The sequence below is a fragment of the Rhodococcus sp. LMD genome, from assembly GCF_056108245.1.
The window spans coordinates 4789527-4805300 of record NZ_CM148557.1 but is presented as its reverse complement, the minus strand read 5'-3'; the positions used below and the strand labels follow the sequence as shown (position 1 = coordinate 4805300).

Annotated in this window: 15 protein-coding genes; 6 read left to right on the top strand and 9 right to left on the bottom strand. The window is 69.6% G+C overall.

What is annotated here, in order from left to right:
- Positions 1-24 precede the first annotated feature (24 nt).
- From ACWPQI_RS21915 to ACWPQI_RS21905, 3 genes are all read right to left on the bottom strand, one after another.
- Complete coding sequence (locus ACWPQI_RS21915) at positions 25-1545, bottom strand: 4Fe-4S dicluster domain-containing protein (RefSeq protein ID WP_474738498.1); 1521 nt, start codon at positions 1543-1545, stop codon at positions 25-27.
- 82 nt (positions 1546-1627) lie between these two features.
- Positions 1628-1783, bottom strand: a complete 156-nt coding sequence (locus ACWPQI_RS21910) for a sulfurtransferase TusA family protein (RefSeq protein ID WP_474738497.1) — start codon at positions 1781-1783, stop codon at positions 1628-1630.
- A 25-nt stretch (positions 1784-1808) separates the two neighbouring features.
- Positions 1809-2312, bottom strand: a complete 504-nt coding sequence (locus ACWPQI_RS21905; RefSeq protein ID WP_010593700.1) for a DsrE/DsrF/DrsH-like family protein — start codon at positions 2310-2312, stop codon at positions 1809-1811.
- A gap of 170 nt (positions 2313-2482) precedes the next feature.
- Here ACWPQI_RS21905 and ACWPQI_RS21900 point away from each other — a divergent pair, with 170 nt between their 5' ends.
- Together ACWPQI_RS21900 and ACWPQI_RS21895 are read left to right on the top strand one after the other, a co-directional pair.
- Positions 2483-3628, top strand: a complete 1146-nt coding sequence (locus tag ACWPQI_RS21900; RefSeq protein ID WP_474738496.1) for an MBL fold metallo-hydrolase — start codon at positions 2483-2485, stop codon at positions 3626-3628.
- Between the two features lie 119 nt (positions 3629-3747).
- Positions 3748-4110, top strand: a complete 363-nt coding sequence (locus ACWPQI_RS21895; RefSeq protein ID WP_026137777.1) for an ArsR/SmtB family transcription factor — start codon at positions 3748-3750, stop codon at positions 4108-4110.
- Between the two features lie 53 nt (positions 4111-4163).
- On the opposite strand, the gene ilvD is transcribed toward ACWPQI_RS21895, so the two are convergent.
- The gene (gene ilvD / locus ACWPQI_RS21890; protein ID WP_040274818.1) at positions 4164-5858 is read right to left on the bottom strand and encodes a dihydroxy-acid dehydratase; all 1695 of its coding nucleotides are present in this window, start codon (positions 5856-5858) and stop codon (positions 4164-4166) included.
- Between the two features lie 197 nt (positions 5859-6055).
- Positions 6056-6628, bottom strand: coding sequence for a TIGR03086 family metal-binding protein (locus ACWPQI_RS21885; protein WP_010593696.1), 573 nt, complete (start codon positions 6626-6628; stop codon positions 6056-6058).
- Between the two features lie 130 nt (positions 6629-6758).
- Between ACWPQI_RS21885 and ACWPQI_RS21880 the strand changes: the two genes are divergently transcribed.
- From ACWPQI_RS21880 to ACWPQI_RS21870, 3 genes are read left to right on the top strand one after another with little or no spacing between them, the layout of a single operon-like run.
- The gene (locus tag ACWPQI_RS21880; RefSeq protein ID WP_301914059.1) at positions 6759-7754 is read left to right on the top strand and encodes an aldo/keto reductase; all 996 of its coding nucleotides are present in this window, start codon (positions 6759-6761) and stop codon (positions 7752-7754) included.
- A 42-nt stretch (positions 7755-7796) separates the two neighbouring features.
- A complete protein-coding gene (locus ACWPQI_RS21875; protein WP_017680814.1) occupies positions 7797-9131 on the top strand; it encodes an MFS transporter in 1335 nt (444 codons plus the stop codon).
- Positions 9103-9708 carry a GTP pyrophosphokinase gene (locus ACWPQI_RS21870; RefSeq protein WP_059174304.1) on the top strand — a complete coding sequence of 202 codons (606 nt, stop codon included), beginning with the start codon at positions 9103-9105 and terminating at the stop codon, positions 9706-9708. The genes ACWPQI_RS21875 and ACWPQI_RS21870 overlap by 29 nt, the downstream gene beginning before the upstream one ends.
- 133 nt (positions 9709-9841) lie before the next feature.
- Here ACWPQI_RS21870 and ACWPQI_RS21865 read toward each other — a convergent pair whose 3' ends face one another.
- The 4 genes from ACWPQI_RS21865 to ACWPQI_RS21850 all read right to left on the bottom strand — a co-directional run bounded on the left by ACWPQI_RS21865 (position 9842) and on the right by ACWPQI_RS21850 (position 14520).
- On the bottom strand, positions 9842-10690 hold the full coding sequence (locus ACWPQI_RS21865) for a 3-hydroxybutyryl-CoA dehydrogenase (RefSeq protein ID WP_010593692.1): 849 nt from the start codon (positions 10688-10690) through the stop codon (positions 9842-9844).
- A 60-nt stretch (positions 10691-10750) separates the two neighbouring features.
- Positions 10751-11908, bottom strand: coding sequence for an acyl-CoA dehydrogenase (locus ACWPQI_RS21860; RefSeq protein WP_010593691.1), 1158 nt, complete (start codon positions 11906-11908; stop codon positions 10751-10753).
- Positions 11909-12066: 158 nt separating this feature from the next.
- The gene (locus tag ACWPQI_RS21855; protein ID WP_040274761.1) at positions 12067-12804 is read right to left on the bottom strand and encodes a TetR family transcriptional regulator; all 738 of its coding nucleotides are present in this window, start codon (positions 12802-12804) and stop codon (positions 12067-12069) included.
- A gap of 72 nt (positions 12805-12876) precedes the next feature.
- Positions 12877-14520 (bottom strand): acyl--CoA ligase family protein, encoded by a 1644-nt coding sequence (locus ACWPQI_RS21850; protein WP_474738495.1) that lies wholly within the window; start codon positions 14518-14520, stop codon positions 12877-12879.
- A gap of 149 nt (positions 14521-14669) precedes the next feature.
- On the opposite strand from ACWPQI_RS21850, the gene ACWPQI_RS21845 reads away from it, so the two are divergent.
- Positions 14670-15560, top strand: coding sequence for a helix-turn-helix transcriptional regulator (locus tag ACWPQI_RS21845; protein ID WP_082061355.1), 891 nt, complete (start codon positions 14670-14672; stop codon positions 15558-15560).
- Positions 15561-15774: the final 214 nt, after the last annotated feature.

Here is a 15774-nt window from a genome sequence, read left to right as displayed (position 1 = left end):
ATGGGCGGGTGCCCGGTGGGCCCCTCACGACAGCGGCGGATCCTGACCCGCCCGGACGAACACCGTCTCGTAGGCCAGCAGCGCGACCTGCGTCAGCAGACCGGCGGCAATCAGGAGGACGGCACCGGCGGAGCCGTTCCACGACGGGGCGGCCAGCGCGGCCGCCACCACTGCCGGGGCGATCGCCCCCAGCCGGAACAGCCGGGCGTAGCGGCCTCGGGTGACGATGTGCGCGGCGACGGTCGCCTGCCGGCTCGCATGCCTGCCGGAGTACTCGATGCCCAGCATCAGCAGATGCAGCACGGTCGAGATCACGAAGACGCGGACGAGGAAGGCGACCGCACCGTCGGTGAGACCCGCGAACGGCGCGAGGACGAGCAGTGCCCCGGTCCCGACCATGTCGGCCTGGACCAGCAGGTGCCAGAACAACAGCGGTGACTGCCACAGGTCGCGCCCCTCGGCCTGCCCGAAGAGGAACCCGGTGTAGCCGGCGACGAGCGCGCCGGAGGCGAGGGCGGCCCAGGCGAGTACCGTTGTCGCCCAGCTTGATTCGAGCAGGCTGGCGAGGACCCACAGGGCGGCGACACCGCCGAAGACGGCCAGCGCGTACGCGCCCCACACGAGCCACGAGGACCAGTTGGATTTGAGGAAGATGTTGAGAAAACGCTCGGGCCGCTTCAGGTCCCAGATCAACAGCACTCCGGTGAGCGCCGCGCCCGCCATGGCCACCACGGGGGCCGCGTAGTCGCCCAGCCACCCCAGGTCGATGCCGAGGAGGTGGGCCAGCCCTGCGACGGCGAGGGCGCCGGCTCCGACGGCCTTGGTCCACAGGTAGGTCGTCACGCGCCATCCCCACGGCCGCGGATGGGCCGTGTTCAGCGTGGTGCGCGCCTTGGTCGTGCGATCCCTGGGCAGGTCGGCGGCGGTCTCGCGGCGGTGCGCGTCCGGCTCCGCCCAGATGTAGGTGTCGGCGACCGGCGCGGCCAACGGATCGAGGACCGCCCGGTCGGCACCGAGATAGAAGACGTTCGGCCCGGTGTTCTGCTCCGGGGAACGCACGGTGGTCTGCTGCGTGCTGACCAGGGTGGCGATGCCGCTCGTCGGATCGTCGAGGTCACCGACCCAGATCGAGTGGGTGGGGCACACCACGACGCAGGCAGGCTCCATCTCGTTGTCGATACGATGCGCGCACATGTTGCACTTCGCCGCGGTGTGGGTGTCCTGATCGATGTAGATCGCGTCGTAGGGGCACGCCTGCATGCAGCTCTTGCACCCGATGCAGCGCTCGTTGTCGAAGTCGACGATCCCGTCGTCGCGCTTGAACAGGGCTCCGGTGGGGCAGATCTTCACGCACGGCGCATCGGTACAGTGGTTGCACCGCATGACACCGAAAGATCTTGTGGTGTTCGGAAACTCGCCGGAATCGACGTACTTCACCCACGTACGGAACTGGCCGAGCGGCACCTCGTGCTCAGTCTTGCAGGCGACCGTGCAGGCGTGGCAGCCGATGCACGTGCGCTGGTCGATCGCGAAGCCGTAGCGCACCGAATCACTTCTTCCGGATGAGGTAGCGGTGGATGCCGTCTTCGCTGTTGTTGTCCAGCAGTTCGTTTCCCGTGTCGTTCGCTCACGAGGGGATGTCGCGTCTCGATCCGCCGTCGGTGGCCTCGACGAGCAGGATCTGCCCCGACTCGAGCTTCTTGATCGCGCGCGAGGCGAGCAGCACCGGCATCGGGCACTTCTGCCCCTTGGCGTCGACGACGACGTCGATCTGGTAGTCCACGGTCGGCTCCTGTGTCGGGAACGGATCAGATGAACAGGCTGATCTGGGACCTGCTCATGGCGGAGAGGGCGGTGGCTGCACCGACGGGCTCGCCGACGCCCTCGATGAGCTGGTCGTGGCGCACACCGAGCAGGTCCATGCTCATCTCGCACGGCCACAGGTTCACCCCCATTTCGGTGCACATCTCGACCAGCTCGGCGGGATGGGCCACATTCTTCTGGCGGGCAAGCTTTTTCATCATCCACGGGCCGGCGCCACCCAGGTGGAGCTTGGACAGTTTCATGTGCTGCATCCCGGGCCGGTTCATGCCGGCCAGCGCCTTGGTCATCGCGTCGGTCCCGGTGATCCGGACGTCGTCGCGCACCAGGGGGAACAGTCCCCAGAAGGTGAAGAAGATCGTGGTGGACATTCCGTAGGCGGCACCGGTGGAGCCCAGGATCAGCGCCGGCCACATCCTGTCCAGATCGCCGCTCCAGGCCACGATCGTCATGCTCTCGTCGTCGACGTCACGCTGCGGGTTGTCCGACATGCGCCGGCCCCTTTCGTGGTTGCCGGGGAGGCCTTGTCCGGCCTTCGCGCGGAGTGTTGCGATATGTGATCCAGGACACTACATTCGTGTATGCGCATACCGCAAGATGGTTCGGAAAGTCGCCCTCCCGGTGTGCGGACCACCCGCCCGTTTCGTCCCTGGGAGGACACGTGGCCGATACCGTCACCGCATCGGAGCTGTTTCTCGGGCTCCGGGCGGGCACCGTTCCCGAGATCCTCGACATCCGCAGCACCGAGGATTTCCGGGCCGGCAGGATCGAAGGACCCCGGCCCGTTCCCACTCGCCACGTCCCGGTCTATCGGGTGATGGAAGAGCTCGAGGAACAGGCCGCCGCCACGCGGTCGGGTGCCGTCGTCGTCTGCGGGCAGGGCAACGGCTCCGAACTGGTCGCCGAGGAATTCGAGACGCTGGGCCTGCGCACCCGTTCCCTCGAGGGCGGTACCGACGCGTGGAACCGGCTCCTCGTTCCCGTCGAGATCACCGGACTGCCCGGCGACGTGCGCATCTGGCAGTTCCAGCGCCCGGCGAAGGCCTGCCTGTCGTACCTCGTCGGCGTGCCCGGCGGCCGCGGCATCGTCGTCGACCCCGCCAGGTCGACCGAGGCATACCTGGAACTCGCTCGAAAGCAAGATGTTTCGATCGTGCACGTCGTGGACACCCACGTGCACGCGGACCACGTCAGTGGTGGCCCGGCGCTGGCGGCCCGGCTCGATGCGGAGTATCACCTGCCGCCGGAGGACGCCGGCGGCATCGTCCCGTTCCCCAACCGGCCGCTGAAGGAGGGCGACGAACTCGACCTGGGATCCGCCGCCGTCCGGGCCATGACCATGCACCTGCCGGGCCACACTCCCGGCACGACGGCACTGCTGATCAGCGAATCGGTCCTGCTCGTCGGCGACACCGTCTTCGTCCGGGGCCTCGGCCGGCCCGACCTGACCGGCCGGGCCGAGGAGCTGGCGCGGGATCTGTTCCGCAGCGTGCACGACAGGCTGCGGCCCCTCGACCCGCGAACGACGATCGCCCCGGCCCACTGGTCGAGCAACGAGGAGATCAACGCCGACGGACTGGTCGTCACCACGCTCGAAGAGATCTTCACCGCCACACTGCTGAACGAGCACGCCCTCGAGCGCTTCGTCGAGCAGATCGTGAACTCGCTGCCCGCCGCCCCGGACACCTACGAGACGATCCGCCGCGTGAACGCCGGACAACTCGCTCCCGCCGACGACGAGATCGACGTCCTCGACGTCGGCCGCAACCAATGCGCGGCCTCGACCTCCCTGAAGGCCGCCCACTGAGCGGCACGGCCGCCGACGACACCATCACGCTCGCCGCGCTCGCGCCCCGGCCGCGATCCGGGACGCCGCTGCCCCCCGACCGGCACACCTATACTCGGCACCCGACGTTCGGAGGAGTGATGGAACAAGACATCGCGGCACAGTTGCAGGAACTCCACGCCCGAGTCTGCAAGGCCATCGCCGACCCCAAGCGACTGCTCATCATCAACGAACTCCGGGACGGTGAACTCAGCGTCGGTGACCTGTGCGAGGCGCTGGGCTTCAGCCAGTCCAACGCCAGCCAGCACCTGTCCGTTCTCCGCGAGCGCGGGATCGTGAACGCGCGACGTTCCGGCAACAACGTCTTCTACTCGCTGCGCAGCCGGAAGATCGTGCAGGCGGTGGACCTGCTCCGGGAATTCCTGGCCGAAGACCTGGCCGACCAGGCGAACCTGCGGGGCGCCCTCGACGGCCGGAAAGTCGACCTCGGCCTCGATCGGTAGGGCGCCGTCGCGCAGGCCGATTCTCCACCGTCCCGACGGATCCGCGAATCGGGTCAGCCGCAGACCGCCCCGCCCGACGCCGAACCGACCAGCTTCGTGTACTTGGCCAGCACCCCGCGCGTGTAGCGGGGAGGCAGCGGCTCCCACCCCTGCCGGCGGGACGCGAGTTCGTCGTCGTCGACCAGCACGTCCAGGGTGCCGTTCGCGACGTCCAGCCGGATCGGGTCGCCGTCGCGGACGAACGCGATCGGGCCGCCGTCCACGGCTTCCGGCGCCACGTGCCCGACGCACAGGCCCGTCGTGCCCCCGGAGAACCGGCCGTCGGTGAGCAGCAGCACGTCCTTGCCGAGCCCGGCGCCCTTGATCGCGCCGGTGATGGCGAGCATCTCCCGCATTCCCGGCCCACCCTTCGGGCCCTCGTACCGGATCACCACCACGTCGCCCGCCGTGATCGTGCCGTCCTCGAGGGCATCCATCGCCGCCCGCTCGCGCTCGAAGACCCGGGCGGTGCCCTCGAACACCGACTCGTCGAAACCGGCGGACTTCACCACCGCCCCGCCCGGGGCGAGACTGCCCTTCAGGATCGTGATGCCACCCGTGGGATGGATGGGCTCACCCAGGGCGCGCAGCACCTTGCCGTCCGGATCGGGCGGGGCGATCTCGGCCAGGTTCTCGGCGACGGTCCGCCCCGTGACGGTGAGGCAGTCCCCGTGCAGCAGACCCGCGTCGAGCAGCGCCTTCATGATCACCGGGACGCCACCGATGTGGTCGACATCCTTCATCACGTGCCGGCCGAACGGCTTGACGTCGGCCAGATGCGGAACGCGAGCACCGATGCGGGAGAAATCGTCCAGCGTCAGCTCGACCCGCGCCTCGTGCGCGATCGCCAGCAGGTGCAGCACCGCGTTGGTCGACCCGCCGAACGCCATCACCACGGCGATCGCATTTTCGAACGCCTCCTTCGTGAGGATGTCGGAGGCCGTGATGCCGCGGCGCAGCAGGTTCACCACGGCCTGGCCGCTGCGGCGGGCATATCCGTCGCGGCGGCGGTCCGTCGCCGGCGGCGCCGCACTGCCCGGCAGCGACATACCGAGCGCCTCGGCTGCGCTGGCCATCGTGTTCGCCGTGTACATGCCGCCGCACGCGCCCTCGCCGGGGCAGATGGCCCGCTCGATCGCATCGACGTCCTCCCGGCTCATCAGCCCCCGGGCACACGCGCCGACCGCCTCGAAGGCGTCGATGATCGTCACGTCGCGTTCGGATCCGTCGGACAGCTTCGCGACGCCCGGCAGGATCGACCCCGCATACAGGAACACGGCCGCCAGGTCGAGACGCGCGGCGGCCATCAGCATCCCGGGCAGGGACTTGTCGCACCCGGCGAGCAGCACCGACCCGTCGAGCCGCTCCGCCTGCATGACGGTCTCCACGCTGTCGGCGATCACCTCGCGTGAGACCAGCGAGAAGTGCATCCCCTCGTGGCCCATCGAGATGCCGTCGGAGACGGAGATCGTGCCGAACTCGAGCGGGTAGCCGCCGGCGGCGTGCACGCCGTCCTTGACCGCCTGCGCCAGCCGGTCCAGCGACAGGTTGCACGGGGTGATCTCGTTCCACGACGAGGCCACCCCGATCTGCGGCTTGTCCCAGTCGTCGTCGCCCATGCCGACCGCACGGAGCATGCCGCGTGCGGCGGTCTTCTCGAGGCCGTCGGTGACGTCGCGGCTGCGGGGCTTGATGTCCGGCTCGGTCACACTGCTCGCCTCCGGCTCGGTCACACTGCTCGCCTCCGGCTCGGTCGCCCTGCTCGCCTCCGGCTCGGTCGCCCTGCTCGCCTCCGGCTCGGTCGCCCTGCTCGCCTCCGGCTCGGTCGCCCTGCTCGCCTCCGGCTCGGTCGCCCTGCTCGCCTCCGGCTCGGTCGCCCTGCTCGCCTCCGGCTCGGTCGCCCTGCTCATCGCGTTCCTCCCGGCCGGGGGTCGCGCCCGGTCAGCGCCAGCAACCGGTCCTGCAGGGGCGCGTCGTCGGGCATCGGCACCGGCGGCGCGAACAGCCCGCTCGCACCCAGCATCTCGCGCTGTGGCTGCAGGTCCTCCCAGACGGCCGTCACCAGGTCGGGGTCGAGGGTCTCGTCGGCGCCGACGGCCCGCGCCAGATCCCAGGTGTGGATCGCGATGTCGCCCACCTGCTGTCGCAGATAGTCCCGCGCGGGGACCATCCCGTACGACAGGTGTACCTGTCTGTCCGGATCGGTGGACGCCCACGCGACGGACGCGTCGACCGCGTGCCGGTCCCACTCGGCCGACAGGTCGTCGCCGAGGGGGACGAGGTCGGCCTCCGCCTCGGCGATCGTCTTTCCGGCGAGGAGGGGCGGCACCCACCGTTGCTCGTCCACCACATGCCGGACCAGCGTGGCGACGTCCCATTCGGTGTCGGGGGTGGGGGCGGACCAGTCGGTGACCGCCGAGAGCCGGTTCTCGAAACCCTGCCGGGCGATGCGCTGCAATTCGAGCCAGTCGTACGACATGGATTCAGCGTAGGCGGGTGGTGGCGACGGCACCGGGTTTCCCGGACGTGCGCCGGATGCCGATGTTCGGAAGGATCGAGCAGGCGCGCCCGGCGCGCCTCCCGCTCGTCCGACATGCACTGGAGAATTCATGCCCGTCCCCACCGTCGCCCTCGCGCCCGGCCTGACCGTCAGTGCCCAGGGATACGGCGCGATGTCCGTCTCGCCCGCCTACGGCCCGGTCGACCTCGACGAGGCCCTCGCCACGCTGCATCACGCGGTCGATCTCGGCATCACGTTCGTCGACACCGCCGACGTCTACGGCGACGGCACCAGCGAGCGGGTCGTCGGGAAGCTGCTGAAGGATCGCGGCGACGAGGTGCAGGTGGCCACCAAATTCGGCCTGGTCGGCGCGCTGGGTACCGGCAACCGCGGTATCGACGGCCGCCCCGAATACGCGAAGCGGGCGATCGACCAGTCCCTGAGCCGGCTCGGGGTGGACAGCGTCGACCTGTACTACCTGCACCGCGTGGACCCGACCGTCCCGATCGAGGACACCGTCGGCGCCCTCGCCGAGCTGGTGCAGGCGGGCAAGATCCGGCACATCGGCCTGTCCGAGGCCACCGGCGACGAGTTGCGGCGCGCGCACGCCGTGCACCCGATCGCCGCGATCCAGTCCGAATGGAGCATCGTCTCCCGGGACGTCGAGAAGAACGTCGTGCCGACGGCCGCCGAGCTGGGCATCGGATTCGTGCCGTACTCCCCGGTCAGCCGGGGTCTGCTCACCGACGACTTCGACGCCGGACAGATCGGCGACCGGGATCTGCGCCGGCGTTTCCCCCGGTTCGACGCCGACGCGCTGCCTGCCAACCTGCAGGTGCGCGCCGCGGTGCGCGCGGTCGCGGACGAGGCGGAGGCGACCGTCGCCCAGGTGGCGCTGGCGTGGCTCGACGCCAGGGCGCGGCAGTTCGGGTTGTCGTCGGTCGCGATCCCGGGCAGCCGCTACGCCGTGCGTGTCACCGAGAACGCCGGGGCGCTCGACGTGCAGCTCACCGACGAGCAGCTCGTCCGGCTCGACGCCCTGGCCGACACCGTCGTGGGCGGGCGGGCCGCGGACCCGACCTGGGTGTCGTGGGGCCGGGAGTGACTACCGGCGGGTAGACGCCTCGCCGCGTAGGGTCGTTTCATCATGAAACGGGTGTGGTGGGTGTGGGGCGTGGGTGTCTTCGCCTATGTCGTGGCCGTCATGCATCGCACGTCGTTCGGCGTGTCCGGTCTCGCCGCCACCGAACGTTTCGACATCACTCCGGCCGTGCTGTCCGGATTCGTGGTCCTGCAGATCGTGGTGTACGCGAGCATGCAGATCCCGGCCGGGGTGTTGCTCGACCGGTTCGGTTCCCGGGTGATGATCGCCTCGGGTGCGGCGATCATGGCGTCGGCGCAGCTGGTGCTGGCGTTCACCGAATCCCTGCCCGCCGCCTATGCGGCCCGAGTCTTCGTCGGCGCGGGCGACGCGCTCACGTTCATCTCGGTGCTCCGACTGGTGCCGGTGTGGTTCGACGTGCGACGGGTGCCGCTGGTCTCCCAGCTCACGGGCATCCTCGGGCAGCTGGGACAGGTGCTCTCGGCGCTGCCCTTCGTGCTGATCCTGAACGGTTCGGGGTGGAGCGCGGCCTTCGCGAGCGCTGCCGCTCTGGGGGTGCTCGCGTGCGTGCTCGCCGTGGCCGTGGTGCGCGATGCACCGCCCGGCGTGGTCGTGCGGACCCAGGCTGCGGGGATGCGGCAGGTGCTCGGGCAGCTCGGGGTGGTGTGGCGCCGGCCGGGGACGCGGCTCGGGTTCTTCACCCACATGGGGACCCAGTTCTCCATCACCACGTTCGCGTTGTTGTGGGGCATGCCGTATCTCCAGTCGGCGCAGGGACTGTCCGCGGCCGCCGCCGGTTCGCTGCTCACCCTCTCCGTGGTGTCGGCGATCGCGGCCGGCCCGGTGCTCGGGATCCTCAGCGGCCGCTTCCCGCTGCACCGCTCGTGGCTGGTGCTGTCGATCATGGTGAGCAACGCGGTGATGTGGACGATCGTGCTGCTGCTGCCGGCGCCGGCCCCGATGTGGCTGCTCGTCCTGCTGATCGTGATCATCTCGGTCGGCGGGCCCGGGTCTATGATCGGATTCGACTATGCGCGGACATTCAACCCGAGCACCGCGCTCGGCACCGCCCAGGGCATGGTCAACATCGGCGGATTCCTGGCGTCCCTGCTGGTGATCCAGGCGATGGGGGTGATCCTGCAGCGTCTCGGTGGCTACACCTTCGAGGCGTTCCGGGTCGCCTGGCTGGCGCAGTATCCCGTGTGGATCGTGGCGATCGTCGGGGTGCTCGTCACCCGCGGCAAGGCTCGCCGCGAGGCGGGCGTATCGCCGCGGACGTTGCGGCAGGTGCTGCGCGACGGTCGTCGCGCAGGGCCGGCGAATCCGCAGACGCGCGTCGAGGAGGCTGGCGATGACGGGGATCGGACCCGAGCGGACTGACAGCCCCCGACGGGATCCGGCCGGTGTCGGCAGGTCCGGCGGGTTCGCCCTGGAGGACTTGCGGACCAAGGTCGGAATCGTGCGGGACGAGTTCGCCGATCGTCACGGCTACGACCCCGTCGAACACGTCGAGTCGTGGACAGCCGCTGCCGCATCGTCGTCCGGGCTCGCCGGAATCCGCATCACGTGCGGAGTGAACGCCGACGTGTACCGCCTGCGGGATCTGCTCGCCGTCCGGCGGGACGTGCGGGTGGTGGAGGCGCGGGACTACATCAGACGCGCGGGTCCCGACGGATACCGGGGTCTGTGCCTCGTCGTGGAGGTTCCGGTGGCACGGTCGGACGGCGTGCGCGCGGTGCGCGTCGAGGTGCAGATCCGCACCGGGATCATGGAATCGTGGGAGTTCGTGGCGACCCGGCTGCGCACCGGATTCGCCGATCACCTGCCTCCGGAGATGCTCGACGAGCTGGGCGCGGCAGCCGAGCGTGCCCGCGACCTCGACTCGCGGATCGGCGCCCTGCACCGGCGCATGGAGGACCGCATCGCCGGGTCGCAGCAGGAGGCGCCGCCGGCCTAGGCCCGGCCGTGCACTTGCGCGCGCAAAACCCTGTCGCGCGGGCATTTACGGGCGCATACAGCACCAAACCGCGCGGCGACGACGACAGCACGGACCCCCGCCGAGAACTCGACGGGGGTCCGCGGTGTGGGGCTCAGTTGTAGCTGTAGAAGCCCTGGCCGGTCTTGCGGCCGAGACGGCCGGCGTCGACCATGCGGCGCAGCAGCGCCGGCGGCGCGTAGTGCGGCTCGGCGAACTCGTCGTACAGCGACTGGGCGGCGTTGAGCGTGACGTCGAGGCCGACGGTGTCGATGAGGGTGAGCGGACCCATCGGGTAGCCGCAGCCGCCCTTCATCGCGGCGTCGATGTCTTCCTTCGTCGCATAGCCCGACTCGAGCATCCGCACGGCGGAGGTCAGGTACGGGATCAGCAGCGCGTTGACGATGAAGCCCGCGCGGTCGCCGGCGCGGACCGTCGTCTTGCCGAGGGTGTTCTTGACGTAGTCGAAGACGGCGTTCGCCGTCTCCTCCTCGGTGGTCAGCGCCGAGATGATCTCCACCAGCGGCATCACCGGCACCGGGTTGAAGAAGTGCACACCCACGACCTGACCCGGACGCGACGTCGCCTGGGCCATCTTGATCACCGGCAGCGACGAGGTGTTGGTCGCCAGGATGCCGGACGGCTTCACGACCGCGTCGAGCTTGGTGAAGATGTCGACCTTGAGCGACTCGATCTCGGGCGCCGCCTCGATGACGAGATCACGGTCGGCGAGATCGGTGACGTCGGTGGTGACGCGGACCCGCGCGACGGCGGCGTCGGCCTCCTCCTGCGTGATCTTGCCGCGGGCGACGCCCTTGCCGATCGAGCCGGCGACACGCTTGCGTGCCGCCTCGGCGAATTCCTCGCTGGTCTCGAGCACGATGACGTCGCTGCCGGCCTTGGCGCACACCTCGGCGATGCCGGCACCCATCGTGCCGCCACCGACCACGCCGATCAATTCCACTGCCACGGGGGATTCTCCTCGTTACGAAGGTTGGACCAGGGTGAACTTACTGCCGCGGGGTCAGCGCAGCAGCGCGCGGGACATGACGACCCGCTGGATCTGGTTGGTGCCCTCGTAGATCTGGGTGATCTTGGCGTCGCGCATCATGCGCTCGACCGGGAAGTCGGTGGTGTATCCGGCGCCGCCGAACAACTGCACGGCGTCGGTGGTGACCTCCATCGCGACGTCGGACGCGAAGCACTTGGCGGCGGAGGAGATGAAGCCGAGGTTCGGCTCGCCGCGCTCGGCGCGTGCCGCCGAGGTGTACACCATCAGGCGTGCGGCCTCGACCTTCATGGCCATGTCGGCGAGCATGAACTGCACGCCCTGGAAGTCGGAGATCGGCTTGCCGAACTGCTTGCGGTCCTTGGTGTAGGCGATCGCGGCGTCGAGCGCGCCCTGGGCCAGGCCCACGGCCTGCGCACCGATGGTGGGCCGGGTGTGGTCCAGCGTGGCGAGGGCGGTCTTGAAGCCGGTGCCGGGCTCGCCGATGATGCGGTCGCCGGGGATGCGGCAGTTCTCGAAGTACAGCTCGGCGGTCGGGGAGCCCTTGATGCCGAGCTTCTTCTCCTTGGGACCGACCACGAAGCCCTCGTCGTCCTTGTGGACCATGAAGGCGGAGATGCCGTTGGCGCCCTTGTCGGGGTCGGTCACGGCCATGACGGTGTACCAGCTGGACTTGCCGCCGTTGGTGATCCAGCACTTCGAGCCGTTGAGGATCCAGTCGTCGCCGTCGGCCTTGGCACGGGTACGCATGCCCGCGGCGTCGGAGCCGGCCTCCCGCTCGGACAGCGCGTACGACGCCATCTCGCCCTTGACCAGGTCGGGCAGGACCTTCTGCTTGAGCTCCTCGGAGCCGGACAGGATCAGGCCCATGGTGCCGAGCTTGTTCACGGCCGGGATCAGCGAGGACGAACCGCAGACGCGCGCGACCTCCTCGATGACGATGCAGGTGGCGACGGAGTCGGCGCCGTCGCCGCCGTACTCCGTGGGGACGTGGATCGCGTTCAGGCCGGACTTGTTGAGGGCGTCGAGCGCCTCCTGCGGGAAGCGGGAGTTCTCGTCGACGTCCTTGGCGAAGGGTGCGATCTCCTTCTCGGCCAGCGCGCGGATCGCGGCGCGAAGCTCGTCGTGCTCCTCGTTCAGCTTGAACAGACCGAACTCCGGGTTGAAGGCCATGACGGCGGACTCCTATCGGCACGCAGTGCCAGTATCTGAGTTGGTGTCGCCATCACCCTAGCGAACGTAGGGCGCGCGACGTCACGAAATTGCATCAAGTGAAGCACGGCACTCAGTGCCAAGTCAATGGCTGTGCTGGTCGGTTGTCCCCCGCGACGTCAGTCCGGTGTCCCCTCGAGCTGCGCCTGCACCCGGCGGGCGACCTCCGCCGGCGGGGTACCCGGCGGATAGGTCACGACCGTGATCGCCCGCTCGCCGGTGGCGGGCGCGGCCTCGGGGGCCCCGCCCTGTCCCGGTGCGACACCGAACGACCGTCGCACCTCGAGCAGCGCGCGGCGCAGTTCCTCCGCCGTCGCGGACTCGTCGCCGCGGATCATCGCGCGCAGCAGGAAGTTGTGCGTCGCGGTCATCGCGGCCGCGAAGCTGACGATCCGCACCCCCGACTCCGACGGCACGGCGGAACGCAGGTAGTCGGTGAACAGCCGCTCGTAGCGGTACGTCGTGACCAGCTCCCGCTCACGCAGCGCGGGCACCCGCTGCACCACCCGGTACCGCCACACCGCAAGCTCCCGCTTGTCCCGGAAGTGCCCGAACACCAGCTCCGCGGCCTCGGCGGTGGCCGCCCACGGATCCGCGAAATGCCCCGACAGGTACCGCGCGACCTGCTCGAGCAGCGACTCGTGATCGGCGAAGATCACGTCCTCCTTCGAGCGGAACTGCCGGAAGAAGGTCCGGCGCGAGACCCCCGCGGCCGACGCGATCTGCTCGACGGTGGTCGACTCGTAGCCGTACTCGGAGAACAGGCGGATCGCCTGCGTCACCACGTGCACCCGGAACTGGGCGGGATCGGGGCCGGTCGCGTCGATGCGGCGGGTGGAGTCGGGACCGAGTGCCATGGTTGTCAGTATCCAATCCGCCGCATCGAAGTCGAAACGGCCGCGCCGCCGATCCTTGCGCCGCGGCCGGCCTCAGGCCTGCGGCGAGTGCGCGGCCCGCAGCTCGAACTTGAGGATCTTGCCGGTCGGCGTGCGCGGCAGATCCAGCGGGAACACGATCTCCCGCGGCACCTTGTACCCGGCGAGCAACGTGCGGGTGTAGGAGATGAGTTCCTCAGCCGTGACGGTCTCGTCCTTCTTCAGGATCACGAACGCCTTGGGCCGCTCGCCCCACTTCTCGTCGGGCACGCCCACCACCGCGACGTCCAGCACGGCCGGGTGGCTCACGATGGCCTGCTCGACCTCCACGGTGGAGATGTTCTCGCCCCCGGAGATGATGATGTCCTTCGCGCGGTCCTTGAGCTGGATGTAGCCGTCCGGGTACATCACGCCCAGGTCGCCGGTGTGGAACCAGCCGCCCTCGAACGCCTTCGCCGTGGCTTCCGGATCCTTGAAGTAGCCCGCCATGACGTTGTTGCCGCGCAGCACGATCTCGCCCATCGTCTGCCCGTCGGCGGGCACGTCGTTCATGTTCGCGTCGACGACCCGCGCGTTCTCCGCCTGCAGCATGCCCACGCCCTGACGCGACAGCAGCGCCGCGCGTTCCTCGGCGGGCTTGTCGTCCCACGAGTCCTGGTACTCGCAGATCGTGTACGGCCCGTAGACCTCGGTCAGGCCGTACACGTGCACCACGGTCACGCCGATCTTCTCGAGCTGTGCGATCACCGTCGGCGACGGCGGCGCGCCCGCCGTGGTGATCCGCAGCGGCCGGTCCAACCGGTGGGCCTGCGGGGCTTCGGCGATGGTCGAGCACACCGCCGGAGCGCCGCACAGGTTGGTGACCCCGAGGTTGTCGATTGCGTCCCAGATGGCGTCGGCCCGCACGGCGCGCAGGCAGATGTGTGTACCGCCCGCCGCCGTCACCGCCCACGGCGTGCACCACCCGTTGCAGTGGAACATCGGCAGGGTCCACAGGTACTGCGTCTTCCCGTCGAACGCGTTGTGGAACGTCTCGCCGAAGGAATTGAGATACGCGCCGCGATGCGTGTACATCACGCCCTTCGGCTTGCCGGTGGTGCCCGACGTGTAGTTCAGGGTGATGACCTGTTCCTCGTCGTCGACGCCCCAGTGCAGCGGGGTGTCGTCGAGCCCGTCGGCGGCAGCGAGGAACTCGTCGTACCGGGCGGTGACGATCCCGGCCGGAACGTCCGGGTACGGAACCGTCGAATCCGGCACCTCCACGACTTCGGTCAGCGACGGCACGCTGTCCGCGAGACCCGCGACCGATCCGACGAACTCCGAGTCGACGAACAGCAGCGACGCCTCGGCGTGACCGAGGATGTACTCGAGCTCGGGTCCGGCGAGCCGTGAGTTCAGCGCGATGAGCACCCCGCCGGCGAGGGGCACCGCGAAGTGCGCGATGAGCAGTTCCGGCACGTTCGGCGCCAGGAACGCCACCCGGTCGCCGGGCTGGATGCGGCTGCGCAGAACCCGTGCGAAGCGCTGTGCCTCGTCGGCGAACTGCGCGTACGTGTAGCGGCGGTCCCCGTGGATGATCGCGGTGCGATCCGGGAACACGGACGACGATCGCTCGAGGAACCGCAGCGGGCTGAGCGGGGTGTGGTTCGCCGTTCGGGCGGCGGTGCTGGACGTGAGGGTGGACGACGGGGTGGACACGGATACCTCCGGAACTTCGGCACTCGGTCGGTGTACGCCATTGTGATCGCTGCAACACCGGAACGGGTGGAGGCTATGGGTCACGGGAGATCCCCCGCTACCCTCCGAAGTGGGTATTCGTGGTCTCGGAGGTGGTTCCGGTGAGTTCTGTGTCGGAGAGGCTCGGGGCGTCGACTGCTGCGCCGACGGGTCGGCACGCGCAGCTGCGGCCGAGCGACGAGGACGCGCTGCGCGCCGAGCTGCGCCGCCTCCAGACCTCCACGGGGATGCCCGTGCTGTTCGGCGGCACCGTGCACGGCGGGGACATGTTGCTGTCCGGGTTCGTCGGCACGCGCAGCGGCATCCTCCGCGACCTGGTGATCAGCTCCGAGTGCGGGCTCGGCGGCAAGGTGGTCGCCGAGCAGCGGCCCGGCGCGGTGTCGGACTACTTCAACTCCCGCCAGATCTCCCACGAGTACGACCGCGAGGTCGCGGGGGAGGGCATCGAGTCGCTGCTCGCCGTGCCGGTGGTGGTGCGCCGCCGCACCCGCGCCGCCCTGTACGGCGGCCTGCGCACCAACCTGCCCATCGGCGACGTCGTCGTCGAGCAGGTGCTGCGCTCGGCCCGCACCCTCGCCCGCGAGATCGAGATCCGCGACGAGGTGGACCGGCGGGTCGCTCTCATCGACAACGCCCGTGCCGCCGCCCCGCCGGCCGTGTCCGCGGCGGTGTCGGAGGGCATCACCGAGAGCTACCTGGCCCTGCGGGAGATCGCGGCACAGACGTCCGACCCGGCGATCGAAGCGCGCCTGCGTGAGGTCGAGGAGAAGCTGCGGACACTGACCGGCGGCAATGCGGCACCGGCGGTGCGGCTGTCGGCGCGGGAGCGGGATGTGCTGGCGTACGTGGCGCTCGGGTGCCGCAACGCCGAGATCGCCGAGCGGCTGGCGCTGAGTGTGGAGACCGTCAAGAGCTACATGCGCAACCTGATGGGCAAGCTCGAGGTGGGCAGCCGGCACGAGGCGGTCGTCGAGGCCCGTCGGCAGGGCCTGCTGCCCTAGCGAAGCTTTGTCGCAGCCCACCTGCGTAGCGGACCGAGTCGGATTCCCGGCTCGGCGCCAGCCGGTAGCGGTGGGCAGCACCGGTATCGGATGAGCTTCTTCAACAGATCTTCACGGGATTTCGTGCCCGACTACAGAAGTGGACACCTACGGTGGGTGAACCCGCCGCAACCGCGGTCGGAGAAGGCGCCGGTGGCGCGCGCATGCCTCCGAG